General features: G+C 62.9%; 25 protein-coding genes. 18 read left to right on the forward strand and 7 right to left on the reverse strand.

The annotated features are described in order from the left end of the window. Nucleotides 1-20: 20 nt before the first annotated feature. The gene (dnaN, locus tag WN982_RS20850; protein WP_341313779.1) at nt 21-1,124 is read right to left on the reverse strand and encodes a DNA polymerase III subunit beta; all 1,104 of its coding nucleotides are present in this window, start codon (nt 1,122-1,124) and stop codon (nt 21-23) included. Between the two features lie 219 nt (nt 1,125-1,343). Beyond that, entirely contained in the window at nt 1,344-2,915 is a 1,572-nt protein-coding gene (gene dnaA, locus WN982_RS20855; protein ID WP_341313780.1) for a chromosomal replication initiator protein DnaA, read from the reverse strand. Between the two features lie 384 nt (nt 2,916-3,299). On the opposite strand from dnaA, the gene rpmH reads away from it, so the two are divergent. The 4 genes from rpmH to yidC all read left to right on the forward strand — a co-directional run bounded on the left by rpmH (nt 3,300) and on the right by yidC (nt 5,969). Further along, on the forward strand, nt 3,300-3,434 hold the full coding sequence (gene rpmH, locus WN982_RS20860; protein ID WP_004198824.1) for a 50S ribosomal protein L34: 135 nt from the start codon (nt 3,300-3,302) through the stop codon (nt 3,432-3,434). Nucleotides 3,435-3,448: 14 nt separating this feature from the next. Beyond that, nucleotides 3,449-3,946 (forward strand): ribonuclease P protein component, encoded by a 498-nt coding sequence (locus WN982_RS20865; RefSeq protein WP_341313781.1) that lies wholly within the window; start codon nt 3,449-3,451, stop codon nt 3,944-3,946. Nucleotides 3,947-4,034: 88 nt separating this feature from the next. Further along, nucleotides 4,035-4,265, forward strand: a complete 231-nt coding sequence (gene yidD, locus WN982_RS20870) for a membrane protein insertion efficiency factor YidD (protein ID WP_341313782.1) — start codon at nt 4,035-4,037, stop codon at nt 4,263-4,265. Between the two features lie 30 nt (nt 4,266-4,295). Further along, nucleotides 4,296-5,969 (forward strand): membrane protein insertase YidC, encoded by a 1,674-nt coding sequence (gene yidC, locus WN982_RS20875; protein ID WP_341313783.1) that lies wholly within the window; start codon nt 4,296-4,298, stop codon nt 5,967-5,969. Nucleotides 5,970-6,084: 115 nt separating this feature from the next. On the opposite strand, the gene WN982_RS20880 is transcribed toward yidC, so the two are convergent. Continuing rightward, nucleotides 6,085-6,510: an XRE family transcriptional regulator gene (locus WN982_RS20880; protein WP_341313784.1), complete on the reverse strand. Its 426-nt coding sequence runs from the start codon at nt 6,508-6,510 to the stop codon at nt 6,085-6,087. A 347-nt stretch (nt 6,511-6,857) separates the two neighbouring features. On the opposite strand from WN982_RS20880, the gene mnmE reads away from it, so the two are divergent. From mnmE to WN982_RS20895, 3 genes are all read left to right on the forward strand, one after another. Beyond that, the gene (mnmE, locus tag WN982_RS20885) at nt 6,858-8,258 is read left to right on the forward strand and encodes a tRNA uridine-5-carboxymethylaminomethyl(34) synthesis GTPase MnmE (RefSeq protein WP_341313785.1); all 1,401 of its coding nucleotides are present in this window, start codon (nt 6,858-6,860) and stop codon (nt 8,256-8,258) included. A 174-nt stretch (nt 8,259-8,432) separates the two neighbouring features. Further along, nucleotides 8,433-9,647, forward strand: a complete 1,215-nt coding sequence (locus WN982_RS20890; RefSeq protein ID WP_341313786.1) for an integrase arm-type DNA-binding domain-containing protein — start codon at nt 8,433-8,435, stop codon at nt 9,645-9,647. Nucleotides 9,648-9,895: 248 nt separating this feature from the next. Further along, nucleotides 9,896-10,057: a hypothetical protein gene (locus tag WN982_RS20895; RefSeq protein WP_341313787.1), complete on the forward strand. Its 162-nt coding sequence runs from the start codon at nt 9,896-9,898 to the stop codon at nt 10,055-10,057. 94 nt (nt 10,058-10,151) lie between these two features. On the opposite strand, the gene WN982_RS20900 is transcribed toward WN982_RS20895, so the two are convergent. Further along, nucleotides 10,152-10,478, reverse strand: coding sequence for an ecotin precursor (locus WN982_RS20900; RefSeq protein WP_341313788.1), 327 nt, complete (start codon nt 10,476-10,478; stop codon nt 10,152-10,154). 359 nt (nt 10,479-10,837) lie between these two features. Here WN982_RS20900 and WN982_RS20905 point away from each other — a divergent pair, with 359 nt between their 5' ends. The 7 genes from WN982_RS20905 to WN982_RS20935 all read left to right on the forward strand — a co-directional run bounded on the left by WN982_RS20905 (nt 10,838) and on the right by WN982_RS20935 (nt 19,503). Further along, complete coding sequence (locus WN982_RS20905) at nt 10,838-12,403, forward strand: methyl-accepting chemotaxis protein (protein WP_341315856.1); 1,566 nt, start codon at nt 10,838-10,840, stop codon at nt 12,401-12,403. A 47-nt stretch (nt 12,404-12,450) separates the two neighbouring features. Then, on the forward strand, nt 12,451-12,912 hold the full coding sequence (locus WN982_RS20910; RefSeq protein WP_341313789.1) for a chemotaxis protein CheW: 462 nt from the start codon (nt 12,451-12,453) through the stop codon (nt 12,910-12,912). Then, on the forward strand, nt 12,909-14,285 hold the full coding sequence (locus WN982_RS20915; RefSeq protein ID WP_341313790.1) for a CheR family methyltransferase: 1,377 nt from the start codon (nt 12,909-12,911) through the stop codon (nt 14,283-14,285). The genes WN982_RS20910 and WN982_RS20915 overlap by 4 nt, the downstream gene beginning before the upstream one ends. Then, the gene (locus WN982_RS20920) at nt 14,278-14,952 is read left to right on the forward strand and encodes a chemotaxis protein CheW (RefSeq protein WP_341313791.1); all 675 of its coding nucleotides are present in this window, start codon (nt 14,278-14,280) and stop codon (nt 14,950-14,952) included. The genes WN982_RS20915 and WN982_RS20920 overlap by 8 nt, the downstream gene beginning before the upstream one ends. After that, nucleotides 14,949-17,312: a hybrid sensor histidine kinase/response regulator gene (locus WN982_RS20925; protein WP_341313792.1), complete on the forward strand. Its 2,364-nt coding sequence runs from the start codon at nt 14,949-14,951 to the stop codon at nt 17,310-17,312. The genes WN982_RS20920 and WN982_RS20925 overlap by 4 nt, the downstream gene beginning before the upstream one ends. A gap of 5 nt (nt 17,313-17,317) precedes the next feature. Next, nucleotides 17,318-18,334, forward strand: coding sequence for a chemotaxis response regulator protein-glutamate methylesterase (locus tag WN982_RS20930; protein WP_341313793.1), 1,017 nt, complete (start codon nt 17,318-17,320; stop codon nt 18,332-18,334). A gap of 62 nt (nt 18,335-18,396) precedes the next feature. Further along, the gene (locus WN982_RS20935; protein ID WP_341313794.1) at nt 18,397-19,503 is read left to right on the forward strand and encodes a diguanylate cyclase; all 1,107 of its coding nucleotides are present in this window, start codon (nt 18,397-18,399) and stop codon (nt 19,501-19,503) included. A gap of 87 nt (nt 19,504-19,590) precedes the next feature. Here the strand turns inward: WN982_RS20935 and mdeB are convergent, their stop codons facing one another. Continuing rightward, nucleotides 19,591-22,323: an alpha-ketoglutarate dehydrogenase gene (gene mdeB / locus WN982_RS20940; protein WP_341313795.1), complete on the reverse strand. Its 2,733-nt coding sequence runs from the start codon at nt 22,321-22,323 to the stop codon at nt 19,591-19,593. A 152-nt stretch (nt 22,324-22,475) separates the two neighbouring features. Here mdeB and WN982_RS20945 point away from each other — a divergent pair, with 152 nt between their 5' ends. After that, complete coding sequence (locus tag WN982_RS20945; protein WP_341313796.1) at nt 22,476-23,003, forward strand: Lrp/AsnC family transcriptional regulator; 528 nt, start codon at nt 22,476-22,478, stop codon at nt 23,001-23,003. On the opposite strand, the gene WN982_RS20950 is transcribed toward WN982_RS20945, so the two are convergent. Then, on the reverse strand, nt 23,000-23,812 hold the full coding sequence (locus tag WN982_RS20950; RefSeq protein WP_341313797.1) for an SDR family oxidoreductase: 813 nt from the start codon (nt 23,810-23,812) through the stop codon (nt 23,000-23,002). The two genes, WN982_RS20945 and WN982_RS20950, sit on opposite strands and share 4 nt — an antisense overlap. Before the next feature lie 181 nt (nt 23,813-23,993). Between WN982_RS20950 and WN982_RS20955 the strand changes: the two genes are divergently transcribed. Both WN982_RS20955 and WN982_RS20960 read left to right on the forward strand, forming a co-directional pair. Beyond that, nucleotides 23,994-24,929 (forward strand): GlxA family transcriptional regulator, encoded by a 936-nt coding sequence (locus WN982_RS20955; protein WP_341313798.1) that lies wholly within the window; start codon nt 23,994-23,996, stop codon nt 24,927-24,929. Between the two features lie 80 nt (nt 24,930-25,009). Next, entirely contained in the window at nt 25,010-25,435 is a 426-nt protein-coding gene (locus WN982_RS20960) for an HIT family protein (protein WP_341313799.1), read from the forward strand. 170 nt (nt 25,436-25,605) lie between these two features. On the opposite strand, the gene WN982_RS20965 is transcribed toward WN982_RS20960, so the two are convergent. Further along, nucleotides 25,606-25,785 carry a hypothetical protein gene (locus tag WN982_RS20965; RefSeq protein ID WP_341313800.1) on the reverse strand — a complete coding sequence of 60 codons (180 nt, stop codon included), beginning with the start codon at nt 25,783-25,785 and terminating at the stop codon, nt 25,606-25,608. 264 nt (nt 25,786-26,049) lie between these two features. Between WN982_RS20965 and speG the strand changes: the two genes are divergently transcribed. Beyond that, nucleotides 26,050-26,592 carry a spermidine N1-acetyltransferase gene (gene speG / locus WN982_RS20970; RefSeq protein WP_341313801.1) on the forward strand — a complete coding sequence of 181 codons (543 nt, stop codon included), beginning with the start codon at nt 26,050-26,052 and terminating at the stop codon, nt 26,590-26,592. Nucleotides 26,593-26,769: the final 177 nt, after the last annotated feature.

A 26,769-nucleotide genomic window follows, 5' to 3' on the forward strand; every position in this document is an offset into this window, starting at 1 on the left:
GTTCTTGGTTTTTGGACGCGTTAGATGCGCATCGGCATCACGACGTATTTGAATTCGTCGTTCTCGGGAATCGTGATCAACGCGCTGGAGCTGGCGTCGCCAAGGCTCACTTGCAACATGTCGACCTTCAGGTTCGCGAGCACGTCGAGCAGATACGTGACGTTGAACCCGATATCGACGCTGTCGCCGTCGTACGCGATTTCCAGTTCTTCCTGCGCCTCTTCCTGATCGGCGTTGGTCGACATGATCTTCAACTGGCCCGGCTCGATGATGCAGCGCACGCCCTTGAATTTGTCCGAGGTCAGAATCGCGGCGCGTTGCAGCGAACGCTGCAGTTCTTCACGGCCGATCACGAACTGATTCTTGTGCGACTTCGGAATCACGCGCTGGAAGTCGGGGAATTTGCCTTCCACCAGCTTCGACACCAGTTCGACCTGGCCGAACGTGAACTTCACCTGGGTCGGCGCGATATCGATCTTCAGCGTGTCGTCGATGTCTTCCAGCAGACGCTGCAGTTCCAGAATCGTCTTGCGCGGAATGATCACTTCCTGGCGCGCGAACGAGCCTTCGATCTTCATCGACGAGAACGCCAGACGGTGACCGTCCGTGGCGACCGCCATCAGCTGGTCGCCGTCCACCACCAGCAACATGCCGTTCAGGTAGTAGCGGATGTCCTGCTGGGCCATCGAGAAATGGACCATGCCGAGCAACTGGCGGAACGTCTTCTGGGGAACCACCAGGTTCGCGCCATAGTCTTTAGCCTGAGCGACGGTCGGGAACTCGTCGGCCGCCAGGGTTTGCAGCGCAAAGCGGCTCTTGCCGGATTGCACGGTCAAACGCTTATCGTTCAGGGTCAGCGTAACTTGCCCGTCGGGCATCGCGCGCAGAATGTCGAGGAGCTTTCTTGCTGCCACCGTGGTCGCGACCGAATCGCCGCCCACGCCGAAATCGGCACGCGTGGTGATCTGCAACTCGAGGTCGGTCGACAGGAACGACACGTCCGGGCCGCTCTTGGTAATCAGCAAATTGGCGAGGATCGGCAACGTATGGCGGCGTTCGACGATGCCGCTCACGGTTTGCAGCGGCCTGAGGAGGTTATCGCGTTCGGTCTTGACCAGTTGCATAGGGTTCCTTCGTTGATATGACGGCCTGCGCGCCTTGCCAGGCAGCTTTCCAGCACGCAGCCGTGGCCCCCCGCCGGCGCCACGCAGCGCCTGTCACGGCGTGAAATCCGCCCGCGGCCGCCGGGCGGTTAAACCTGTATTGTGCCTGAAAACGGAACCGCCCTACTAAAATGGGGGCGAGTTTAGAAATAAACAGGTCGATTTTTCGGTCCTGCCTGCTTAACCCTTCAGCGTTTGCTCCAGCACGTGCAGTTCGTGGTTCAGCTGGGCATCCGTGCCGCGCTCGGCGGCGATCTTGCGCACCGCGTGCAGCACGGTGGTGTGGTCGCGCCCACCGAACAGCTCGCCGATTTCCGGCAAACTTTTCTGCGTCAGTTCCTTCGCCAGATACATCGCGATCTGCCGCGGCCGCGCGATATTCGCCGGACGCTTCTTCGAATACATGTCCGCGACCTTGATGCTGTAGAAGTCGGCGACGGTCTTCTGGATGTTTTCTACCGAAATTTGCCGGTTCTGCACCGTCAGCAGGTCTTTCAGCGCTTCTTTCGTCAGTTCAATCGAGATTTCGCGGCCATGGAACTTTGAGTACGCGAGGATCTTGCGCAGCGCGCCTTCCAGTTCACGCACGTTCGAGCGCAGATGCTTGGCGACGAAGAACGCGACGTCCTCGTTCAGGCTCACGAACTCCGATTGCGCCTTGCGCATCAGAATCGCGACGCGCATTTCCAGCTCAGGCGGCTCGATCGCCACGGTGAGGCCGGAGTCGAAGCGCGAGATCAGGCGGTCGTCGATGCCGGAGATTTCTTTCGGATACGTGTCGCTGGTGATGATCACCTGCGCCTTGTTCGCGACCAGTGCCTCGAACGCGTAGAAAAATTCTTCCTGCGTGCGGGACTTGCCTGAGAAAAATTGAATATCGTCGATCAGCAGCAGGTCGAGCGAGTGGTAATAGCGCTTGAAGTCGTCGAACGCCTTGCGCTGGTAAGCCTTCACCACGTCGGACACATACTGTTCCGCATGGATGTAGCGAATCCGCGCGCCGGCCTTGTCCATCAGAAGCTGGTTGCCGATCGCGTGGATCAGGTGGGTCTTGCCCAGACCCACGCCGCCGTACAGAAACAGCGGGTTGTACGAGATGCCCGGGTTGTCCGCGACCTGAATCGCCGCGGCGCGTGCCAACTGATTGGCCTTACCGGTCACGAAGTTGTCGAAGGTCAGCACGGGGTTCAGCTTCGAACGCTCGTACATCGAGTCGTTCTCGCCGTTGCTGTTCGAGCCGGCGCTTTGGCCTGGACGCCACGTGCGGCGTGCGGCGGCTGTTTCGTTTGCGTCGAGGCTGGGGAGATCGAGGTCGGCGGCTTCTTCAGCCGCCGCGCGTGCGTTCGCGTGATGCGTAGCGACCGCGCCATTGGCGCGCGCAGCCTGCGCCGCTTGCACGGCGCCAACGGCTGCATCCACTGCAGCACCACCGCCGGAATGGTCGCCGCCCATCGGCGCGGAAGACGGACGCGACTGAGCCGGCGCCGCAGGGGCGCGCATGCCAGCTTTCGGGTCCAACACAAATTGCACGTCGACCGGTGCGTGCCAGAAATCGCGGGCCATATCCGCGATGCGGCCGGAGAACTGGCTCTTGACCCAGTCGAGCTTGAAGCGGTTCGGCGCAGCGATGCTAAGCGTGTTCGCAGCGGCGTCGAAGGCGACCGGGGCCAACGGTTTGATCCACGTCACGTACTGCTGGGGCGTAAGCTCACGCTCCAACAATGCGGAACAGTGTTGCCAGAAATCGTTCATCGAGTTGCTGTCGTTATGGTGTGCACGGCGGTTCGCCGCTGCCTCTGTCGCGCGCACGCAACATGGCCCTGAGCAGCCAGGCGTAACGGCTCCAGGCGCTTGTGCCACAAGGGTTTGCGGGGCAAGCGAGCCGGAGCGGCGTGCAGGATTCTTGGGAAGTAAGGCGAGATTCTAACGCCAAATCGGACCCGAAAGGGAGTTATCCACAGGGACGGATCATCGGGCGAAGCATCGCCGGGCCGCCGCCGAACCAGGCTAAACTATTGACGCCCAACAGAAAACGGGTTTAAATAGCGGGTTCCGCGAAAACCAATTCAGTAAACCTCCGGCCATTGCGCTTTCAGCGATGATCGCGCGGTTATTTTTCGATCAAGTGAGAGCAACATGAAACGTACTTATCAACCTTCCGTTACCCGTCGCAAGCGCACCCACGGCTTCCGCGTTCGCATGAAGACCGCTGGTGGCCGCAAGGTCATCAACGCACGTCGCGCGAAGGGCCGCAAGCGCCTCGCCATCTAAGGCTGGCGAACGGATTGCGCGCTCCGTCTGTGATAAGCGAAGCCCGCGGTGAAGCGGGAGCGGCAGGGGCGCCGCAACAGGGCTCGGTTCCGTTGCGAGCGCAAGCCGCCTTCCCCAAAGCCGCAAGGCTGCTGAAAACGGATGAATTTTCATCCGTTTTTCGTTTGCGCCCGTGGCGTCGCACCGCGCACTTCGTGGTGTACGGCCGGCCCACCGGCAATGACGCTCGCTTAGGCCTCGTGATCGGCAAGAAGTATGCGCCGCGCGCGGCCACGCGTAATCTGGTACGTCGAATCGCGCGTGAAGCGTTCCGGCTTCGTCGCGCGGAATTCGGCGGTTGGGATGTGCTGCTGCGTTTGCACACGCGCTTCGACAAGAAGGCTTTGCCGAGCGCCTCGTCGCCGCCGTTGAGGGCGCTGTGCCGCAGCGAGATTGCGGCGCTGCTCGACAAGGCAGCGCGTGAAATTGTCCGTCGCGAGGCGCCGCCCGCGGAAGCGCCCAAGACGGAATGACGCTCAAGTGACCGCTCGCCTTGCAGCCCTGCTGCGCGGGCGTCGCCCGGTACTCCACGTTGCGCGGCGCCGTTAGGCCGCACCAGCCATGCAAACGGTACTCATCGCTTTACTGCGTTTCTACAAGGTTGCCGTGAGCCCTATGCTCGGCAACCGGTGCCGTTTTTACCCTTCCTGCTCTGATTACGCGCGCGAAGCAATCCAGTATCATGGCGCCGCGCGCGGGACTTATCTCGCCGCCAGGCGTATTTGCCGCTGCCACCCGTTTTCCGCGGGCGGCGTCGATCTCGTCCCGCCTCCCACTTCTGAAAAGCGCTGACGCGCCGTTCCATCGACACTGAGACAACGCATGGATATCAAACGCACCGTCCTATGGGTCATCTTTTTCATGTCAGCGGTCATGCTGTTCGACAACTGGCAACGCGACCATGGACGCCCGTCGATGTTCTTCCCGAGCGCCAACCCGACCAAGACCGTCGGTAGCGCCGCACCGGGAACCACGACGCCGGGAACCCAGTCCGCCGATCTGCCGGCTACCAACGCAGCAGCAGCGCCGGGCAACGCGCCTGGCAATGCGCCGGCGGCGACGCAATCGCAGCTGATCAAGTTCAGTACCGACGTCTATAACGGCGAGATCGACACCCGCGGCGGCACGCTGTCGAAGCTGTCGCTCCTCAAGCAAGGCGACGGCAAGCAGCCGGATCTCGTCATCACGCTGTTCGACCGCACCGCCAATCACACGTATCTGGCGCGTACCGGCCTGCTCGGCGGCGATTTCCCGAACCATAACGACATCTACACGCCGGTGCCGAACCAGCCGCACGATCTGACGGGCGACGCCAAGTCGCTCCAGCTCAGCTTCGAGTCGCCGGTCAAGGGTGGCGTGAAGGTCGTGAAGACCTACACGTTCACGCGCGGCAGCTATGTGATCGGCGTCGACACGAAGATCGAGAACGTCGGCACCGCGCCGGTGAGCCCGTCGGTCTATATGGAACTGGTGCGCGACGACACGCCGGTGGAAACGCCGCGCTTCTCGCACACGTTCATCGGACCGGCTGTCTACACCGACCAGCACCACTTCCAGAAGATGACGTTCAGCGACATCGACAAGAACAAGGAAGACTTCGTCAATTCGGCCGACAACGGCTGGATCGCGATGGTGCAGCACTACTTCGCGTCGGCGTGGATTCCGCAGCAGGGCGCGAAGCGCGACATCTACGTCGAGAAGATCGATCCGGCGCTGTATCGCGTCGGTGTGAAGCAACCGGTGCCGGCCATCGCTCCCGGTCAATCGGCTAATGTTTCCGCGCGTCTCTTCGCCGGTCCGGAAGAAGAGCGCATGCTCGAAGGCGTCGCCCCGGGTCTGGAACTGGTGAAGGACTACGGCTATGTGACGATCATCGCGAAGCCGCTGTTCTGGCTGCTCGAGAAGATCCACAGCTATGTCGGCAACTGGGGCTGGGCGATCGTGCTGCTCACGGTGCTGATCAAGGCGGTGTTCTTCCCGCTGTCGGCCGCGAGCTACAAGTCGATGGCGCGCATGAAGGCGATCACGCCGCGTATGCAAGCCTTGCGCGAACGCTTCAAGGGCGATCCGCAGAAGATGAACGCCGCGCTGATGGAGTTGTACAAGACCGAGAAGGTCAATCCGTTCGGCGGCTGTCTGCCGGTCGTGATTCAGATTCCGGTGTTCATCTCGTTGTACTGGGTGCTGCTGTCGTCGGTTGAAATGCGCGGCGCGCCGTGGATTCTGTGGATTCACGATCTGTCGCAACAGGATCCGTTCTTCATCCTGCCGGTGCTGATGGCCGTCTCGATGTTCCTGCAGACCAAGCTGAACCCGACGCCGCCGGACCCGGTTCAAGCCAAGATGATGATGTTCATGCCGATCGCGTTCTCGGTCATGTTCTTCTTCTTCCCGGCGGGTCTGGTGCTGTACTACGTCGTGAACAACGTGTTGTCGATCGCCCAGCAGTACTACATCACGCGGATGATGGGCCAGTCGAAGACGAAACCGGCCTGATTGATGTTGGCCGCTGGCGGCGGCAGCGAGCGTGACTGACGCAAGCCGAAGCCAACTGAAGCCAGCAGAAAAACCAGCAGTAAAAAAGCCGCCCGGTTTGCGCCGGGCGGCTTTTTTATTGGGCGTCAGGTTCGCCGTCTATCGGCTGGTCAGTGCCGCCATATAATTCGGTGATCATTTCTTCGACCAGGTTTCGCTGACGCGGCGACAAGCCCTCAAGCCTCGAAGCGAGTTCAATCGTTTCAGGCGACGGCGGATATTTCTCGCCGCGCGCAAGCGGTTTGATCTTGCCGGCGGGAGGTGGCCCGTAATGCAGCCAATGAACGTCCTTTTGCAGCCAGGTGGCCAAAACCTGCAGCTTGTCGGGCATCGGAATCGTCGTACCTGCAAGCCATTTGTGGGCGGTTTGCGGAGAGACGGCGGGACCCTTGCTATAGAGCAGATTGAATTTTTTGGCTAAATCGGTCCCCCCCTTAATATCCTTGGGGAGTGAGTCTTTGAGCCGTTTAGCGAAAGCGGCTTTTTCTTTGGAGGTCGGCATGGCCCGATTGTGCAATTCAGCGCATAATCAGTGGACAACCATTCACGCTATGTTTTAACGTAAATAAGCTATTTTTAGCCTGAAATAGCCATCGAATAACGCGTTTCGCGATTTCGTCGAATATCGCTTTTTCCTTCTGCGGCTTGGGCTTCAGCGGCTCATCGGCGTCGATGCGTCGTAAGCGTGTCTTAACTCATCTTAGCCTGTTCGAGATAAATCCTTATTTGTCTGATGAGCGACGCGGAGCTTTAAGAATCCTTGCCGTCGAAGGGACGAGTGAGTGCCCGCGTTACAATGCCCAGCGCCCGCAGGTGGGCGCTTCAATCTCCTCTGACAGCCTCCTTCCCATGCTCACCACCGATTCCGATCCGATCGTCGCCATTGCTACCGCGCCTGGCCGAGGCGGTATCGGGGTCGTGCGGATTTCGTTTGGCCGCGTGGGCGAAACAGCGGCCCAGCCGCTCATGCAAGCGCTCACCGGGCAGGCGCTCGCACCGCGCCACGCCAGCTACGTGCCGTTCCTCGACGACAGCGGCAACGCCCTCGACCGTGGGATCGCGCTGTACTTTCCCGCGCCGCATTCATATACCGGCGAGCACGTGCTCGAATTGCAAGGCCACGGCGGTCCGGTGGTGCTGCAACTGGTCTTGCAGCGCTGCATCGACGCCGGCCAGGCGTTCGGTCTGCGTTTGGCCGAGCCGGGCGAGTTCACGCGTCGCGCGTTTCTTAACGACAAGCTGGATCTGGCGCAGGCCGAAGCCGTTGCCGATCTGATCGAAGCCAGCACCGAGGCCGCCGCGCGCTCGGCGGGACGCTCGCTCGACGGCGCGTTTTCGCGCGACATTCACGCACTCGTCGAAGAGGTGATCACGCTGCGGATGCTGGTCGAAGCGACGCTCGACTTCCCGGAAGAAGAAATCGATTTCCTCGAAGCCGCCGACGCCCGCGGCAAGCTCACGCGAATTCGCGAACGGCTCGCGCACGTGCTGAGCGAAGCGCGGCAAGGCGCGTTGCTGCGAGAGGGTTTGTCGGTGGTGCTCGCGGGGCAGCCGAACGTCGGTAAGTCGTCGCTGCTGAACGCACTGGCTGGCGCGGAACTGGCCATCGTCACGCCGATCGCCGGCACGACGCGCGACAAGGTTGCGCAGACCATCCAGATCGAAGGCATTCCGCTGCATGTGATCGACACCGCCGGCCTGCGCGATACCGAGGACGAAGTCGAGAAAATCGGCATTGCACGCACATGGAATGAGATCGAACGTGCGGACGTGGTGTTGCATCTGCTCGATGCAAGAACCGGCATGACCGCCGAAGACGGGACGATCGCAGGCCGCTTTCCGAGCGGTGTGCCGGTGGTGCGGGTGCTGAACAAAACCGATCTGACCGGCCTCGCGCCAGAAGTGAAATCGCTCGCCGCGGCCACGGACATCGATCTGAGCGAGGTACGCCTGTCAGCGAAACAAGGCGACGGCGTCGCGCTGCTGCGCGGAGAATTACTGCGGATCGCCGGCTGGCAAGCCGGCGCGGAGAGCGTCTATCTCGCGCGCGAACGGCATCTGATTGCGCTGCGCGCGGCACAGGAGCATCTGGCGACGGCGGCCGCGCACGCCGATCAGAACTCGCAGGCGCTGGATCTGTTCGCCGAAGAACTGCGTCTCGCACAAGACCAGTTGAACTCGATCACCGGCGAATTCAGTTCGGATGACCTGCTCGGAGTGATTTTTAGCAGGTTCTGTATCGGCAAGTAAACGGTTTCCGGAATTTTCATGAAAAGCCTTGGCAGTACTGCAATACAAACCTCATTTCGCACCCCGTCTGAAAACGTATTGGCCATCTCCGTTGACCCAAAACTGCGCAAATCTTTGGTACACAGAGGGTACGCGGTTTAAAATCGCCACTGTCCGTGGATCAACGATTCGAAAATGCCAAGACTAGCCGCTCCCCTAACCGAAGCCCAGATACGTGCACTAGAACCGCGCGAGACCCGATACTCCGTGGCAGACGGCAACGGCCTCGTGATCGAAGTCATGACGACCGGAACAAAGGTCTGGCGCTTCCGCTATTCGCTGAACGGCAAGCGGCAGCCTCTCGCTACGATCGGCGACTACAGAATGATCTCGCTGCGGGTCGCGCGCGCGAAGGCGCAGAAGTATGCCGAGATGGTCGCAAGCGGTATCTCACCCGTTGCCACGGCACGCAGGGACCGCGGTGCGGAAGGAAAGGCAGATGTTCTGCGGGAGGGGGCAGAGCTTTATCTCGCGACGGAGATGGCCGGCAAGTCGAAAGAATATCGGCGTACAACGCGGCGAGCGCTGGAAAAGGACGTCTTGCCGACCATCGGCACCAAGCCGATAAAAGCCGTGACTGCCGACGACATCCTCGCGATATGCGACAGGATCAAAGGCCGTGGCTCGCCCAAAATGGCGCTGCACACGCGCAACGTGGTGAAGCGGCTCTATGAGTATCTGATCGCTCGACAACTCGCGACGACAAACCCGGCGCAGATCATTCCGGCTCGCTCGATAGCAACATCGGACAGTCGCACTCGCGTTCTCTCCCCAGACGAAATCGGCTCGATGCTCCGATCGATTTACGCATCGAGTATCCGACGACCGTTGAAGTTAGCGCTACACCTGCTGGTGCTGACGATGGTTCGGAAATCCGAACTCGTCGAGTCGACATGGTCCGAATTCGACCTGGACGCCGCGCTATGGAAGATTCCGGCCGCACGAATGAGGCAAGACCGGGATCATGACGTGTATCTCCCGCACCAGGCGGTTGCGATGCTTCGAGAGCTGCGCGGCAGCATGACGAGTCGGAATTTCGTATTCCCGACCGTGAGGGGCAACGACCGTCCCATCGCGAAGAGCACCCTTAATCAAGCCGTCAAGGCACTCGGGCTCGACGTGGAACATTTCGTCTTGCATGACTTTCGGCGCACCGCATCGACGCACTTGCGCGAGATGGGGCAGCCTTCAGACGCGATCGAAAAGACTTTGGCGCGTGCGATCAAGGACACTGAGCGTGTCAACGGTGAGGAGGATGCCGCCGAACGGCGCCGGACCTTGCAGCTTTGGGCAGACTTCGTCGATACCCAGATCCAGGACGGCCGAAAAGTAGGAATCGACCCGTTCTGAGGGCCTCGTGCCGGCTTGGCATTGCCCGCCTTACAGAAGGTAGTTCTCGTGCGGTTGTTTGGTACACAACGCTAGACAATACATACACAAACTACTGTATATAAATGAAAAATTGATTTTTCACCAGGTTCTGCATCTCAGGACAACAGTCACGTTTGACTTTCTCCGCCGCCATCTCACAACGCCCTTTTCTCCCGCCGCCCATCGCCTACACTGAAGCATTGGCGCAACCCGATACGGAGGCTCCCATGTCTGAATCGTTGATGGCTTATTTGCTGGGACCCCTGGTGATGCTGGTGGTCGGCGTTGCGATCTGGGCTGCGTCGCACTATAGCCACAAGACAAAGCCGGAGCGCCTCGAGCGCTGGCTCGATACGCACTACGCGGAATGGTTGCATCACAAACACTGAGCGACGCGGGAAATGAAAAGGCCGTCGCGCGCTGCGACGGCCTTTCTGTGTAGCGCGCAAGCATCAGCGGCGCGCGCCAACTCGCACCACCTGCTTACCACCCCGGCTGAGGCTGCTGCGGATAGCCGTAATACCGTCCGGGTGGCGGCGCATCGCACGCGACGTACGCGCGCTGGTACTGGTCATAGCAGTATCCCGGCGGCGGACCCGCGTAGACCGGAGCCGGCTGATACACCGGTTGTGCGTACACAGGCTGGTAAGCAACCACAGGCGCCGGATTCAGAGCGGACGTCACCACCGCGCCGAGCAGCGCACCGCCGATCAGCGCGCCGACCACATCGCCGCCATTGCCATGAGCCGACGCTTGCCCCGCCACGCTCAGACTTCCGACCATCAACAACGCCACTGCAATCTTTTTCATGTCTGACTCCCGCCGTTTAGGCATGGAACAGATTGTGTATGGCGTGCGTGGAAATAGATGCTGCAAGTGGTAACGGGGGATTACCGGTGTAATGTCGGAGCCCGCCCCTCAAAGCCTTGCTGCTGCAGCGGCAAGCCCCACCCAAAACCACCTCCACTCCTCCGATCATTGTAGAATTCGCCGCATAACCCGTCAGAAAAATCTGACGAATGCAAAGCTTTCCGACCCTACGATTCCGCTGACAAATCAGCGCCGACAAGCGGGCGTCGAGATGAAGCCAAAACGTAAGGGGCGTGCGCGTGAAACAATGGACCATCCGGCAACGGATTCTGTGCAGCTTCGGCATCGTGTTGATCGTGATGCTGGCGATGGCAATCGTCACCTTCGAACAACTCGGCGGCATCGACCGCGACGCGAAGAGTCAGCAGCTGGACTCCATGCCCGGCCTCTACATCTCGACCGCGATGCGCTCCGCGTGGCTGGAGAACTACACCGTCACGCAGCGCCTCCTCTATGTGGATGAGGATCCGGACTCGGTCAAACGCGACACCACGCGCCTGACCGAAACCCAGCAGACGCTTCAGAAGCTCCTCAACGACTACAGCGCCACCATCTTCCGCCAGAACGACCGCGATCTTTTCAACGATTTCCGGCAGCAGCAGACGCAGTACCTGTCCATCGAGACATCGCTGACGAACACGCTGCCGGGTTCGAAAGAGAACGCCGCGCACATCTTCACCACGCAACTCACGCCGGTTTGGGAAAACGGCCGGGTGGCAGTAAGCAAGATCGTTGACGACAACAAGAGCGCCGCCGACGAATCCTCCGAGAGCATCCGCAAGTCGGTCGAAACCACCCGCATCGTGCTGCTCGTCATGCTGCTGATCGCCGCGGTCGCCGCCGTGCTGGCCGGTTACTGGCTGCTGCGCGCGGTCACCACGCCGATGGCCAAGGTGCTGCAAGTCGTCGACATCATGCGCACCGGCGATCTCACGCAACGTCTGCAACTGAACCGCGCTGATGAAATCGGCGCGCTCGAAGCCGGCTTCAACCGGATGACCGACGAGCTGACCGCGCTGGTCGGCCAGGCGCAGAAGTCGGCGGTGCAGGTCACCACCTCGGTCACGGAAATCGCCGCGACATCGCGCGAGCAGCAAGCCACGGCGAACGAAACCGCCGCGACCACGACCGAGATCGGCGCGACCTCGCGCGAAATCTTCGCGACCTCACGTGATCTGCTGCGCACGATGAACGAAGTCTCCGAAGTCGCCGGCCAATCGGCGGCGCTCGCGGGCACCGGCCACGCCGGCCTGACGCGCATGGAAGAAACCATGCGCCTCGTGATGGAAGCGGCCGGCTCGGTCAACGCGAAGCTCGCGATCCTCAACGAGAAGGCCAGCAACATCAACCAGGTCGTCGCCACCATCACCAAGGTCGCGGACCAGACCAACCTGCTCTCGCTGAACGCGGCGATCGAAGCGGAAAAAGCCGGCGAATATGGCCGCGGCTTCGCGGTCGTGGCGACGGAAATTCGCCGCCTCGCCGATCAGACGGCGGTGGCGACCTACGACATCGAACAGATGGTCAAGGAGATCCAGTCAGCGGTGGCCGCGGGCGTGATGGGCATGGACAAGTTCTCCGAAGAAGTGCGGCGCGGCATGCTCGACGTGCAGAACGTCGGCGGCCATCTTACGCAGATCATCCAGCAGGTGCAGGCGCTCGCGCCGCGCTTCTCGATGGTCAACGAAGGCATGCAGACGCAAGCCACCGGCGCCGAGCAGATCACCCAGGCGCTGACGCAGCTGTCGGAGGCCGCGCAGCAAACGGCCGAATCGTTGCGCCAGTCGACCCAGGCCATCGACGATCTGACGCACGTCGCCAATAGTCTGCGCACCGGCGTATCGCGCTTCAAGGTGACGGCCTGACGCGCCGCGGCGGGCTCACTGAAACACATACCCGCGCCCACACGCCGATGCTCTTCATCCTCTTCACGCTCGATAGCGAACGCTATGTGATCGACGCGACGCAGGTGGAGCGTCTGATGCCACTCGCCCCCCAACCGCCGAAGACGATTCCCGGCGCGCCGCCGTGGGTCGCGGGCGTGCTCGATCACGAAGGCGCGCCGCTGCCGGTGATCGACTTGCCGGCGCTCGCGCTCGGCCGCCCCGCCGCCCAGTTGATGTCGACCCGCGTCGTGCTGGTGCGCTATCCGCACGCGGGCACGGTGCGCCTGCTCGCGCTGCTGCTCGAAGGCGCGACGCGCACGATCCGGCTCGAAGCCGATGCGTTCCAGGACACCGGCATCGACACGCCGCACGCGCGCTATCTCGGCCCCGTCGCGCGCGAAGCGGGCGGTCTGGTGCAGTGGATTCGCGTCGAGCATCTGCTGCCCGACGATGTAAAAGCGCTGCTGTTTCCCGAGGCGCACGCATGAACGCGCATCATCAGAACGCGCCGCTCTATCGGCGCTTCGCGGATCTGCTGCATCGAACCATCGGGCTCGACGCGGCGTCGGTCGGTCATAGCGCGATCGAGCGCGCGGTCGATCTGCACGCCGCCGCCTGGTGCGCGGACGGTCACGCCGACGCCACGCTCGACGACTACTGGGACGCGGCGCAGGCGTCGCCCGCGATGGTGCAGGCGCTGGTCGAAACGGTCGTCGTGCCGGAGACCTGGTTCTATCGCGACGCCGACGCGTTCAAGGCGCTCGCGCGGCTCGCGCATGAACGCCTGTATCAGCGCGGCACGGCGATGCCGCTGCGCATCCTGAGCCTGCCGTGCTCGACCGGAGAAGAGCCTTACACGATCGCGATGACGCTGCTCGACGCGGGCATCGACGCCGCGCACATGCGCATCGACGCGATGGATATCAGCGAACGTTCGCTCGCCCTCGCGCAGCATGCCGTGTACGGCCGCAATTCGTTTCGCGGCAACGCATTCCCGTTTCGCGACGCCCATTTCACGCGCACCGAGGACGGCTGGCGTCTCGCACCGCGCATCGTCGAAGCCGTGCGGTTTTCGCGCGCGAATCTGATGCAACTCGATGCATCGGCGCTCGGCGTCTACGATTTCGTGTTCTGCCGCAACGTGCTGATTTACTTCGATCGCGAAGCACAGCAAACGGCGTTGCAAGCGCTCGACAGCGTGCTCGCCGAAAACGGCACGCTGTTCGTCGGGCCGTCCGAAACCGGGCTGTTGATGCGCTACGGCATGCAGTCCGCGAAGATTCCGTTGGCGTTTGCATTCCATCGCGCCGCGGCCGCTGAAGCGCAGCGCGACGCGCGACACACCGCGCCGCTCGCCACCGCCGCGGCTCTTGCCATGACGCATTCGTTCGTACCCGCGCTTGCGCCGGTGCAAGTGTTCTCCGCACAGCCTTTCGCGTGGCCCGATCCGGTTGCACGCACGCCGTTCAATGGCGTTGCGCTGCAAACGCCGAAGCCGTCAAAAACCGTCCCACCGCCACCCGATCACGCACCGCCCACCACCACCGCACACGACACGTTGCAAGCCGCGCGCGCGTTGGCGGATGCCGGCCGCCTCACCGAAGCCGCCCATGCGATCACCGCGTATCTCGAACACCATGCACCACACGCCGACGCGTTCTATCTGCTCGGCGTCCTCGCCGACGCCGGCGGCGACATGAACCAGGCGCGCGGCCACTATCGCAAGGCGCTGTACCTCGATCCGCAGCACGCGGAAGCATTGGCGCATCTGGCGACGCTGCTCGAACTCGAAGGCGACCGCGCCGGCGCGCGTCTGCTGATGCAACGCGCGTCGCGCGCCCAAGGAGCGCAACGTGGCTGACGATCGCACGGTGGCGTTCGACGATTGCTGGAATCGAATTGGCGTGCGCGGCGATTCGTCGTGCGAGCGTCTTGTCGAATATGTACGTTGCCTGAACTGCCCAGTGTTCGAAACCGCGGCGGCGAGGTTGCTGGAGCGCCCGATTCCGCTCGTGGATCTCGCGCAGCATGACGTCAGCGCGCCCACCCAGCACACAAGCCAAGGCGCGTCCGAATCGTTCCTCATCTTCCGCATCGGCGACGAATGGCTCGCGCAGCCCACGCCGATCTTCAAACGTATCGTGCAGACGCGGCCGATTCATACGTTGCCGCATCGGCAACATCGCGCGGTGCTGGGCGTCGTCAATGTGCAGGGTGAGTTGCTGGTGTGCCTGTCGCTCGCGCATCTGCTCGGTTTCGAGCCGGACATCGCGGCGTGCGACGACAAAGCACCTCACGATCTGCCGCGCCTGCTGGTGGTCTCGCGCGCCGAAGAGCACGCGGTGTTTCCTGTCGACCAGGTCGACGGCGTGCATCGGATCGCGCTGTCCACTTTCTGCCCGCCGCCCGCAACGCTCTCGCACGCCGCCGCGTCGCATACGCACGCGGTCGCGCCGTGGCGCGGCATGACGGTCGGCCTGCTCGACGCCGACGCGCTGTTCGACACCTTGAACCGGAGTCTCGGATGACGGACCCACATCGGCCGTCGCTGATCGATCTGTTCCGCGAAGAAGCGCGGACCCAGGCGCGCGTGCTCAACGACGGCCTGCTCGCACTCGACCGCGCGCCGCGCGATGCCGCCGCGCTGGAGGCCTGCATGCGCGCCGCCCATTCGCTGAAAGGCGCGGCGCGCATCGTCGGCGTGCAGGTCGGCGTCGATCTCGCGCACGCGATGGAGGATTGCTTCGTCGCCGCGCAGGAAGGGCGCGCCTTACTCGACACCGCGTGGATCGATGAACTGCTGCGTGGCGTCGATCTAGTCGCGCGGATCGGTAACGATGAAGACGAGTCGGCGCGTGACGGTGTCAGCGCGTGCGTGGCGTCGTTGCAGGCGCGGATGGCGGGTGTCGTGCCGCATGGCGCGGCGACGCGGCGCGACGTGTCGCCGGCGGCCGTCTTACTGCCGCTTGAAGCGCCCGAACCGCAAAGCGCATCCACCCACGATGACGCCGCGTTCAACCTGCTAGCCGACGCCCTGCGCGCGGAAGCGCCGCCTGCGGAAGCCGCGCAGGTAACCACGCTGGCAACCACGCCGGCAACCGGCCTGGCCACAGGCGACATCGCCAGCCCGGTGAACGAATCCGGCCGCATGCTGCGCGTGCGCGCCGACAACCTCGACCGTCTGCTGTCCTTGTCCGGCGAATCGCTGGTCGAATCGCGCTGGCTCAAACCGTTCGCGCAATCGATGCTGCGCGTCAAGCGCGTCCAACGCGACAGCAACCGCGCTTTGGATCAGTTGCACGAAACGCTCGCCGACCTGCAACTCGATCCGCGCGCGCACGCCGCGCTCGAAGCGCTACGTCGTCTGACTGCGGAATCGCAGCATCTGCTCGCCGAGCGTCTCGCCGATCTGGAGAGCTTCGACCGCCGCTCGACGCATCTGTCGCAACAGCTTTACGACGCCGCCTTGCAATGCCGGATGCGCCCATTCGGCGACGGCACCAGCGGTCTCGCGCGCATGGTGCGCGACGTCGCGCGCTCGCTCGGCAAGAAGGTGCGCTGGCAACTGGTCGGTGAATCGACCCAGGTGGACCGCGACATCCTCGATCTGCTCGAAGCGCCGCTCGGCCACATGCTGCGTAACGCGATCGACCACGGCATAGAAGCGCCTGCCGTGCGCATCGCGCGCGGCAAGCCGGAGGAAGGCACGCTCACGCTCGACGCGCGCCACACCGCCGGCGCGCTGCTCATCACCGTATCCGACGACGGCGCGGGCATCGATCTCGATGCATTGCGCGCGTCGATCGTCCGCAAGAAACTGGCGAGCGCGGAAACCGCCGCGCGTCTGTCGGACGCCGAGTTGCTCAACTTTCTCTTGCTACCGGGTTTCTCGTTGCGCGACCAGGTCACCGATGTGTCGGGCCGCGGCGTCGGTCTCGATGCGGTGCACGACGTCGTCAAGCGCGTGCGCGGCGCGGTGCGCATCACGCACGAACCCGGCCTGGGCACGCGCGTGCAGTTGCAGTTGCCGCTCACGCTCTCGGTGATTCGCAGCCTGCTGGTCGAAGTCGCGGGCGAGCCGTACGCGGTACCGCTCGCGCACGTGAACCGCACGCTGCACGTGGACCGCGCGGATATCGAATTGCTCGAAGGGCATCAGCACATCGCCTTCGACGGCCGCCGCATCGGCGTCGTCACCGCGCATCAGATTCTCGACACCGCGCCGCTCGCCAACGAAGCCGAGACTGTCAGCGTGATTGTGTTAGGTGACGGCGCGCAAACCTACGGCGTGGCGGTCGACCGGTTTCTCGGCGAGCGGATGCTGGTCGTGCAACCGCTCGACGCGCGCCTCGGCAAGATCAGGAACATCACCGCCGGCGCGCTGATGGAAAACGGCGATCCGGTGCTGATCGCCGATGTCGACGACTGGCTGCGCTCGGTCGAAAGGCTCGTCGCCGGCGGCGATCTGCGACACGCGCAGCACGGTGCGGCGCACACGGCGCAGCGCGTCACGCGGCGCGTGCTGGTGGTCGACGATTCGCTCACCGTGCGCGAGCTCGAGCGCAAGCTGCTGGCCACACGCGGCTACGACGTGACGATCGCCGTCGACGGCATGGACGGCTGGAACGCGGTGCGCAGCGAGCGCTTCGACCTCGTCATCACCGACATCGACATGCCGCGGATGGACGGCATCGAACTCGTCACGCTCATCAAGCGCGATCCGCAGCTGCAAGCGCTGCCGGTGATGATCGTCTCGTACAAGGATCGCGAAGAAGACCGCCGCGCCGGTCTGAACGCAGGCGCGGATTACTATCTGGCAAAAGGCAGTTTCCATGACGAAGCCCTGCTCGACGCAGTGCGTGATTTGATCGGCGAGGCCTACGGGTAAAACGGATGAAGATCGGAATCGTCAATGACTTGCCGCTCGCCGTCGAGGCGCTGCGCCGCGCGCTCGCGGCGCGCCACGACTACGAAGTGCTGTGGGTCGCGCAGGACGGCCAGCAAGCGGTCGATTTCTGCACCGCGCAGCGGCCCGACATCGTGCTGATGGACCTTGTGATGCCGAACGTGGACGGCGTCGAAGCCACCCGCCGCATCATGGCGCGCGCGCCGTGCGCAATCCTGATCGTGACCGTCGACGTGGGTGCGAACGCGTGGCGCGTCTACGAAGCGATGGGCGCGGGCGCGCTCGATGCGGTCGATACGCCGTCGCTGAGCGGCCCGGACGCGCACAAGAGCATCGCCACGCTGATCGCCAAGATCGACTGCATCGAGGCGTTGGTAGAGGAGCGCAATGCGCCTGGCGCGGCCACTGCGTCGAGGGTTAAGAACGGGACGAATCGCGACACGCCGCTGGTCGCAATCGGCGCGTCGGCGGGCGGGCCGTCTGCACTGGCCACGTTGCTCGCCGGTTTGCCGAAGGATTTCGCGGCCGCCATCGTGATCGTGCAACACGTCGACGCGGCGTTTGCCGCCGGCATGGCCGACTGGCTGAATCAGCAGTCGGCATTGCCGGTGCGGATCGCGCGCGAAGGCGACCGGCCGCAAGCGGGCGTCGTGCTGCTCGCCGCCACCGACGATCACCTTCACCTGAAGCTGCCCAACGTGCTCGGCTATACCCGCGTGCCGGAAGAGACGCCTTACCGGCCTTCCGTCGACGTGTTTTTTCATAGCGTGGTCGCACGCTGGCCGGCGCGGGCGATCGGCGTGCTGCTGACCGGCATGGGCCGCGACGGCGCGATCGGACTCAAGGCGATGCGTACCAAGGGCTATCACACGATCGCCCAGGACGAGGCGACCTGCGCCGTCTACGGTATGCCGAAGGCGGCTGCGGCGCTCGACGCGGCCGCCGCGATCCTGCCGTTGCCGCGTATTGCCGCGGCGCTGGTAACGGCGGTCGCCGCGCAATAGCCGCGTTCACGCCTACATTGAGCGCCGCTTCGATTCACTGACATTCATTCTGGCTGATCATCATGGACACTCGCAAACCGCACCAGGACGCCAACGCGCCAGACCTCGCAGAAGACGCCGCGACCGCGCCGGCGCACGCGGTGGACGCGCCGAATCACGCAGTCGACGCGTTGGCCCGCATCCTCGCCAATCCGCCCGCGGCCGAGTGCCCGATCATGGTGTTGCTGGTCGACGATCAGGCGATCATCGCCGAGGCGATCCGTCAGGCGCTGGCCGGCGAACCGAACGTCGATTTCCACTACTGCGCGTCGCCCGAAGAGGCAGTGCACTGTGCCGAGGAAACCCGCGCGACGGTGATCCTGCAAGATCTCGTCATGCCCGGCACCGACGGCCTCACGCTCGTGCGGCAATACCGGCAGAATCCGACGACGCGCGATATTCCGATCATCGTGTTGTCGACCAAGGAACAGCCGCTCGTGAAAAGCGCGGCGTTCGCCGCCGGTGCAAACGACTATCTCGTGAAGCTGCCGGATCGCATCGAGTTGATCGCGCGGATTCGCTATCACTCGCGCTCGTACCTGAACCTCCTGCAACGCGACGAGGCGTATAAGGCGCTGCGCCAGTCGCAACAGCAGTTGCTCGCGACCAATCTGGAATTGCAGCGGCTCACGCATTCGGACGGCTTGACGGGCTTGTCGAATCGACGTTACCTCGATCAGTATCTGGCCGCCGAGTGGCGTCGTAGCACGCGCGATCAGGCCGGCCTCGGCTTTCTGATGATCGATGTGGATAACTTCAAGGCGTACAACGACACCTACGGACACGTGGCCGGCGACGAAGTCCTCAAAGATATCGCGCACACTGTCGAGTCCTGCGTCGGACGCTCGTCGGATCTCGCGGCGCGATTTGGCGGGGAAGAGTTTGCGGTCGTGGTGCCGGGCACGTCGTCGGGCGGATTGCGTTTGCTGGCCGAAAAGATCCGCCTCGCGATCGAAGCGCTGCAGATTCCGCATGCGGGATCGGCGAGCGGCGTCGTGACGATCAGCATAGGCGCGGCGATAATCGTGCCGTCCGCGTCCGACCCCGTAACGACGCTTATCGAAGCCGCCGACGTCGGGCTGTATCGTGCGAAGCGGGACGGCAAGAATCAGGTGGCGGTGAGCGATTGACCCGGTGAACGCGCAGTTGCAGCGCCACTGGATAGCAACGCGCCCGGGCATATCGCCGGGCGCGTTTTCATTTGAAGCGGCGTTGCTTCAGCATTGCCATGAAGCGGCGCCCGCGGGCATCTCGCCGCGATATTTTTTGCGCGCTTCGGCAAGCACGTTGGCCTCGAGTGCGCCCTCGTCCACGAGCGCCTTTAACGCTGCGATCACGATCGCCGCGCGGTCCACTTCGAAGAACGCGCGCAACGCCTGACGCGTGTCGCTGCGGCCGAAGCCATCGGTGCCGAGCGTCACGTAGCGGCGCGGCACATAGGCGCGAATCAGTTCGGGCACCGCGCGGACATAGTCGGTTGCGGCGATCACCGGGCCTTTGGATGCGGCGAGCGCTTTCGTCACATACGGCGCTTCCGTCGTCTCACCGTGACGCGCGAGGCGTTCCGACGCCATACCGTCGCGCTGCAACTCGGTAAAGCTGGTCACGCTCCACACGGCGGCTTCGATCTGCCAGTCGTCCTTCAGCATCTGCCGCGCAGCGATGATTTCGCCGAGAATCGCGCCAGCACCGAGCAGTTGCACTTGCGAAGACGTCGCCTGATTAGCTAGCGGATAGATGCCCTTCAGGATGCCTTCGCGCGTCGCATCCAGATCGCCGCCGGGCACCGAAGGCTGCGCGTAGTTTTCATTCATCACCGTCACGTAATAGAACACGTCACGCTGTTCTTCGACCATCTCGCGCATGCCCGCGTCGACGATCGCCGCGACTTCGTACGCGAACGCCGGATCGTACGCACGGCAGTTCGGAATCGTCGATGCCGCCAGATGGCTCGTGCCGTCCTGATGCTGCAGGCCTTCTCCGCCGAGCGTCGTCTTGCCCGAGGTCGCGCCGATCAGGAAACCTCTCGCGCGCTGATCCGCAGCGGCCCAGATCAGGTCGCCGATGCGCTGAAAGCCGAACATCGAGTAGTAGATGTAGAACGGCAACATCGGCAGGTTGTGCACGCTGTACGAGGTCGCCGCCGCAATCCACGACGACACCGCGCCCGCTTCCGAAATCCCTTCCTCGAGAATCTGCCCGTTGGTGTCCTCGCGGTAGTACAGCATCGAGCCGAGGTCCTCCGGCTCGTACAACTGCCCGAGCGGCGAATAAATACCGACCTGACGGAACATATTCGCCATGCCGAAGGTGCGTGCCTCATCGGCGACGATCGGCACCACGCGCGGACCCACTTCGTTGTCCTTGAGCAGCGCGGTCAGCATCCGGACCAGCGCCATGGTCGTGGACATTTCGCGGCCGTTCGAATCCAGCGCGAATTGCCCCCAGGAGGACATCGGCGGGACGATCAGCCCCTTCGATGCAACTCTCCGCCTTCTGGGCAGATAGCCTCCCAGGGCAGCCCGGCGAGCATGCAGGTATTGCATCTCCGGGCTGTCGTCCGCTGGCTTGTAAAACTTCACCTGTCCGACGTCCTCATCCGTGAGCGGCAGGCGGAAGCGGTCGCGAAACGCCTTGAGGTCGTCGAAGCCGAGTTTCTTTTGCTGATGCGTGGTCATCCGGCCTTGGCCCGAGGCGCCCATGCCGAAGCCCTTCATCGTCTTCGCGAGGATCACCGTCGGTTGGCCGCGATGCGCGAGCGCCTTCGCATACGCCGCGTGCAGCTTGCGCACGTCGTGGCCGCCGCGGCGCAAGCGGTCGACGTCGTCGTCGGAAAGCTGCGCGGCGAGCGCCGCCAGCTCCGGGTTCTGGCCGAAGAAGCGTTCGCGGTTATACGCGCCGTCGTTCGCCGAGAAAGTCTGGAATTGCCCGTCGACGGTGTGCGCGAACGCGCGCAGCAACGCGCCGGTGCGGTCGCGCGAAAACAGCGCGTCCCAGTCCGAACCCCAGATCACCTTGATCACGTTCCAGCCGGCGCCGATGAAATGCGCCTCGAGTTCGTCGATGATGCGGCCGTTGCTGCGCACCGGACCATCCAGCCGTTGCAGGTTGCAGTTGATCACGAACACGAGATTATCGAGCCCCTCGCGGGCGGCCAGCGACAACGCGCCGGTCGATTCCGGCTCGTCCATCTCGCCGTCGCCAAAGAATCCCCACACCTTGCGCCCGCCGGTCTCTGCGAGGCCACGGTTGGCGAGGTAGCGCATGAAGCGCGCCTGGTAAATCGCGTTGATCGGGCCGATGCCCATCGAGCCTGTAGGGAACTGCCAGAAGTCCGGCATGAGCCACGGATGCGGATACGAGCACAGCCCCGGCCCGGCAATCTCGCGGCGGTAGTGTTGCAGGTGCTGCTCGCCCAAAAATCCTTCGAGGTAGGCCCGTGCATAGACGCCCGGCGACGAATGCGGCTGGAAGTAGACGAGGTCGCCCGTGCCCTCCTCGCCGTTTGATGCCGCGGCCCGGAAGAAATGGTTGAAGCCGACCTCGAACAGATCCGCCGCTGACGCATAGCTCGCGATATGGCCACCGAGTTCGCCGTATGCCTGGTTCGCGCGCACCACCATCGCCAGCGCATTCCAGCGCAGCGCGGCAGCGAGGCGCTCTTCGAGTTCGAGATTGCCCGGATAACGCGGCTGCTGCTCGAGCGGGATCGTGTTCTGGTACGGTGTGACGGTGGTCCGCGCCGATTCCACGCCGAGCGACAGCGCATGCCCTGCAAGCTTGTCGAACAGGAACTGCGCGCGATCGCGGCCGACGTGCGCGACCACTGCATCGAGCGCCTCCAGCCATTCGGCGGTTTCCTGCGGGTCGGTGTCTTCACGTTCCGCGCGTTCCACGCCTTGAACATTCAAGGACCGCACCTGCTCGCTACCGCTGGACAAATCCGTCATGGCACCACTCCCGCAAGGAGGCGTTCAACTCGAAATCGAGTGAATTAATGGTACCCATCCATCCGCAAAATGAGCCTCTCATTTGCTTGTGATCTCGCTCTGGGATAGGCTATTTATTCCGAATTTCGCGCCCATCACGGAATATTTCATCTATGACCATGCCACCCAGACGGCTCGATCGCATCGACATCGGCATCCTGAGCCAGTTGCAGCAGAACGCGCGCATTACCAACGCGGATCTGGCCCGCTCGGTGAATCTGTCGCCGACGCCCTGCTTCAATCGCGTGCGCGCGCTCGAAAAACTCGGCCTGTTCAAGCAGCAGGTCACGTTGCTGAACCCGGAGCCGCTCGGGCTGCGCATCAACGTGTTCATTCAGGTGAGTCTGGAGAAGCAGGTGGAAGACGCGCTGCAGCGTTTCGAGCAGGCGATTTCGGAGCGCCCCGAGGTGATGGAGTGCTATCTGATGACGGGCGACGCCGACTATCTCTTGCGCGTCGTGATGCCGGACATGCAGACGCTGGAGCGCTTCATCGTCGATCATCTGACGAAGATTCCGGGCATTTCGAACATCCGCTCCAGCTTTGCTTTGAAACAGGTGCGCTATAAAACGGCGCTGCCGCTGCCGTCGTCAGGACTGACGCTGGTCGATCCTGACGACGTCGCGACCGACTGGCGTTAAACCGCCGCTGAGGTGCGCGTATAGCGTTGCGCCGGAACCTTGTGCGAGAGGTTCGGTTGCAGTTGCAGGCGGGCGCTGTTGAAGCGCTCCCAATCGGCCGCGTCCGGTAGCGACGGGATCGTCACCAGTTCACCTTGATCGAGGGCCACGAGCGCGGCGTCCACCATATCCTCGGCGGTCATCACGATCTGCGCGGGCAGATGCTCGACCGCGAGGCCGGCACGGTCCCAGAACGCGGTGCTGGTGGCGCCGGGCAGCACGGCTTGCAACTGCACGCCCTTGCCGCCGACTTCATGATGCAGCGACTGCGTCAGATTCAACACATAGGCTTTGGTGCCGCTATAGGTGCCGTTCAGCGTCTCCGGCGACAGCGCGACGATCGACGAGATATTGATCACGATACCGTTCGCCCGCTCGACGAAACCCGGCACCGCCGCCGCGGTGAGACGCGTAAGGGCCGTCACGTTCAACTCGATCATCTTGTCGAGTTCGTCGACGTCCGAGTCGATCAGCGACGCCGTCGCGCCCACGCCCGCGTTGTTGACCAGCATCGTGATACTGCTATCCGTGCGCAGGCGCTCTTCGATGCGACGCGTGTCGGCCTTGACGGTCAGATCGGCGGCGACGATTTCAACGTGGCGGCCGGTCTCACGGGTGAGGCGCTCGGCCACATCGGTCAGGCCCTTCACGTTGCGCGCCACCAGAATCAGGTCGTAGCCGCGCCGCGCGAGGCGGTCCGCGTAAACGGCGCCGATGCCCGACGATGCGCCCGTGATCAATGCCTTGCCTTTGTTTGCTTGCGTTGCCATGGAAACTCTCCTTACGGGCGGCAGGCGTCGACGCTTGCGCCCTGATCGTTGAATGGGAAAACCGATGACTTCCCCGCAGTCGCCGCTTTGCTTGAGGCGGTCTTGCGGTGTTGACGAACGAAGTCTAGGCGCGTAGCCTGCTGTCTCAAATGTCGTATTTACCTCGTTTTAGGACATCGCGATGAAACGTATTGGCGTGGTGGTTTTCCCCGGCTTCCAGATCCTCGATATGGTCGCGATCTCCGTCTTCGAGCTGGCGAACATGGAAGCTCCGCAGCCGGAGTACGAGGTGGAAGTCATCTCCGAGCACGGCGGGCTGGTGCGCAGTTCGTCCGGCGTGCAGATCGCGACGCAGCCGTTCGGCGATCCGTCGTACGACACGGTGGTCGTCACGGGTGCGCTGTCGATCGAACCGTCTTCGCCGGGGTTGCTGGCCTTTCTAGGCGAGGCGCTGGCCGCGTCCCGCCGCACCACCAGCATCTGCACCGGCGCCTTCGTGCTGGCCGAAGCGGGCATTCTCGACGGCCGGCACGCCACGACCCACTGGCGCTTCGCCCGCGAATTGCAGCAGCGCTATCCCGAGGTTCGTATGGATGAAGACCGCATCTTTATCGTCGACGGATCGGTGTGGACGTCGGCCGGCATGACCGCGTGCATCGATCTGTGTCTGGCGCTCGTCGAAAACGATCTTGGCATCGACGTCTCGCGCGCGGTCGCCAAGAAGATGGTGGTCTATCACCGGCGCACCGGCGGGCAATCGCAGTTCTCGGCCATGCTCGATCTGGAGCCCAAATCCGATCGGATTCAGGACGCGCTGTCGTACGCGAAGAATCATCTGCGCGAGCCGCTGACGGTCGAACAGCTCGCCGACGTCGCGCACCTGAGCCCGCGCCAGTTCAGCCGTGCCTTCCGCGACGAGACGCGGCAGTCGCCGGCAAAGGCCATCGAGGCGCTGCGCGTGGAAGCCGCGCGCTCGATGCTCGAAGCCGGCCGTCATTCGATGGAAGCGGTCGCCGCCGAAACCGGTTTTATCGATACCGAACGGATGCGGCGCGCCTTTCTGCGGGCGTTCGGCCAGCCGCCGCAAGCGATCAAACGGGCGGCGCGCGCGTTGTAACAGATGTGGTGGACAATACCGGCGAGAGCGGTGAGAGCAGCAAAACCCTGATTCGTACCGGCAACCAGAGAGGACGCGCAATGAACTACGACGACAGCAATCCCTTCGCAAGGATTCTGCGTGGCGAACTACCCTGCATCAAAGTCGCGGAAACCGACGCGGCGCTCGCCTTCATGGACTTGATGCCGCAAGCCGACGGTCACGTGCTGGTCGTGCCGAAGGAAGCGGCAGTGGAGATTTTCGAGCTGTCGGATGCGTCGGTAGTCGCTTGCATGCGGATGACGCAGAAGCTGGCCATCGCCCTGCGCGCGGCCTTGCGCCCGGACGGCATGTTCATCGGACAGTTCAACGGCAGCGCGGCGGGACAAACCGTGCCGCACGTGCATTTTCACGTGATTCCGCGCTGGGAGGGGGAGCCGTTGCGCATGCACGCCCGCGACGTCGCCGATGCCGCCACGCTCGAAGCGCTCGCCAAACGCATCCGCGAGCATTGGCGCGTAGATTGAGCGGGGCTCGGGCGGTTAAGCGCGCAAAAAAACCCGCGTACAGCGGGTCGGGTCCAGGCTAATACAGGGAAAGGTCGAGTCGGCAAATGTCATGCTGAAGGCATAACGTAGCGAACCGCGCCGCGACGCGGCGTCACGGTTCGCGCAGCACCAGCACACCCCGCGACGACTCAAGGACGATTCCGCATGCGACGCAACGGATGCCGCCAGTCAATACGGTGAGGCGGTACATCCATGTGTCGCAACTCCTGCTGATGCCTATGCTCTTGCCACAATTCGTCGGAGAAAAGCAACGCGACAATCACGAGTGGCACGACCAGAAACGCGCCCAGTATCAGTTGCTCGATCATGGTAGCCTCCGATCGCTAGTGCATGATTTCATTGTAGAGCAGCACGCGTACCCACACGGTGTCACACCACTCATAATTTTGCGATAACCCGTCTGCGACAATGCGACGCCCTGCCCTCGCCGAATCTGCGCGCCGTCTCGCTCTTTGCAAAATCGCGCTGCTGCGGCTGCATGCGTTGCAAGAACTCCCTGCGCTGCGGCCGGACTAACAGAAACGCGCGCCTCGGCTCGCCTATTCAAACGAATAAGTCTCAAGGGGAATCCAATGACTACCGAACGCAGCAACGAACTCACGTTGCGCCCACTCGAGCGAACCGATCTGCGGTTCGTCCACGAAGTGAACAACAACGCGAAAATCATGCGTTACTGGTTCGAAGAGCCATACGAAACGTTTTCCGAGCTGACCCAACTGTACGACCAGCACGTGCACGATCTGCGCGAGCGGCGCTTCGTCGCGATCGATAACGCGGGCGAAACCGTTGGCGTCGTGGAGTTGATCGAACTGGACTATATCCACCGGCGCGGTGAGTTCCAGATCATCATCGCGCCGCATGCACAGGACCGCGGCTACGCCACCCTCGCCACGCAGCTCGCGATCGACTATGCGTTTTCAGTGCTGAATCTGCGCAAGATCTATCTGATTGTCGATACGTCGAACACGGCCGCCATCCATGTCTATGAGAAGTGCGGTTTCAAGCATGAGGCCGAGCTGATCGAAGAGTTTTTTGGCAATGGCCAGTATCACAACGCCTTGCGCATGTGCATGTTTCAGTCCGAGTTCTTTGCGACCCATCAGCGCGGCGATTGAGCCGCTGTCTCGCACGGCGCGCGCTGGCGCGTCGCCCTGTGCGCGCCCGGTTGTCAGACCTGGCACCTTTTCTCTTCTGCACATACACCGTTATTTCGCGATTTTTCTTTAGTCGGTTGAATGACTTTGTGTGCAATGCACCAAGTCCAGGCGTTAATTGTATTAAATCGCTTAATT

Source organism: Paraburkholderia sp. IMGN_8 (assembly GCF_038050405.1).
GTDB lineage: Bacteria > Pseudomonadota > Gammaproteobacteria > Burkholderiales > Burkholderiaceae > Paraburkholderia.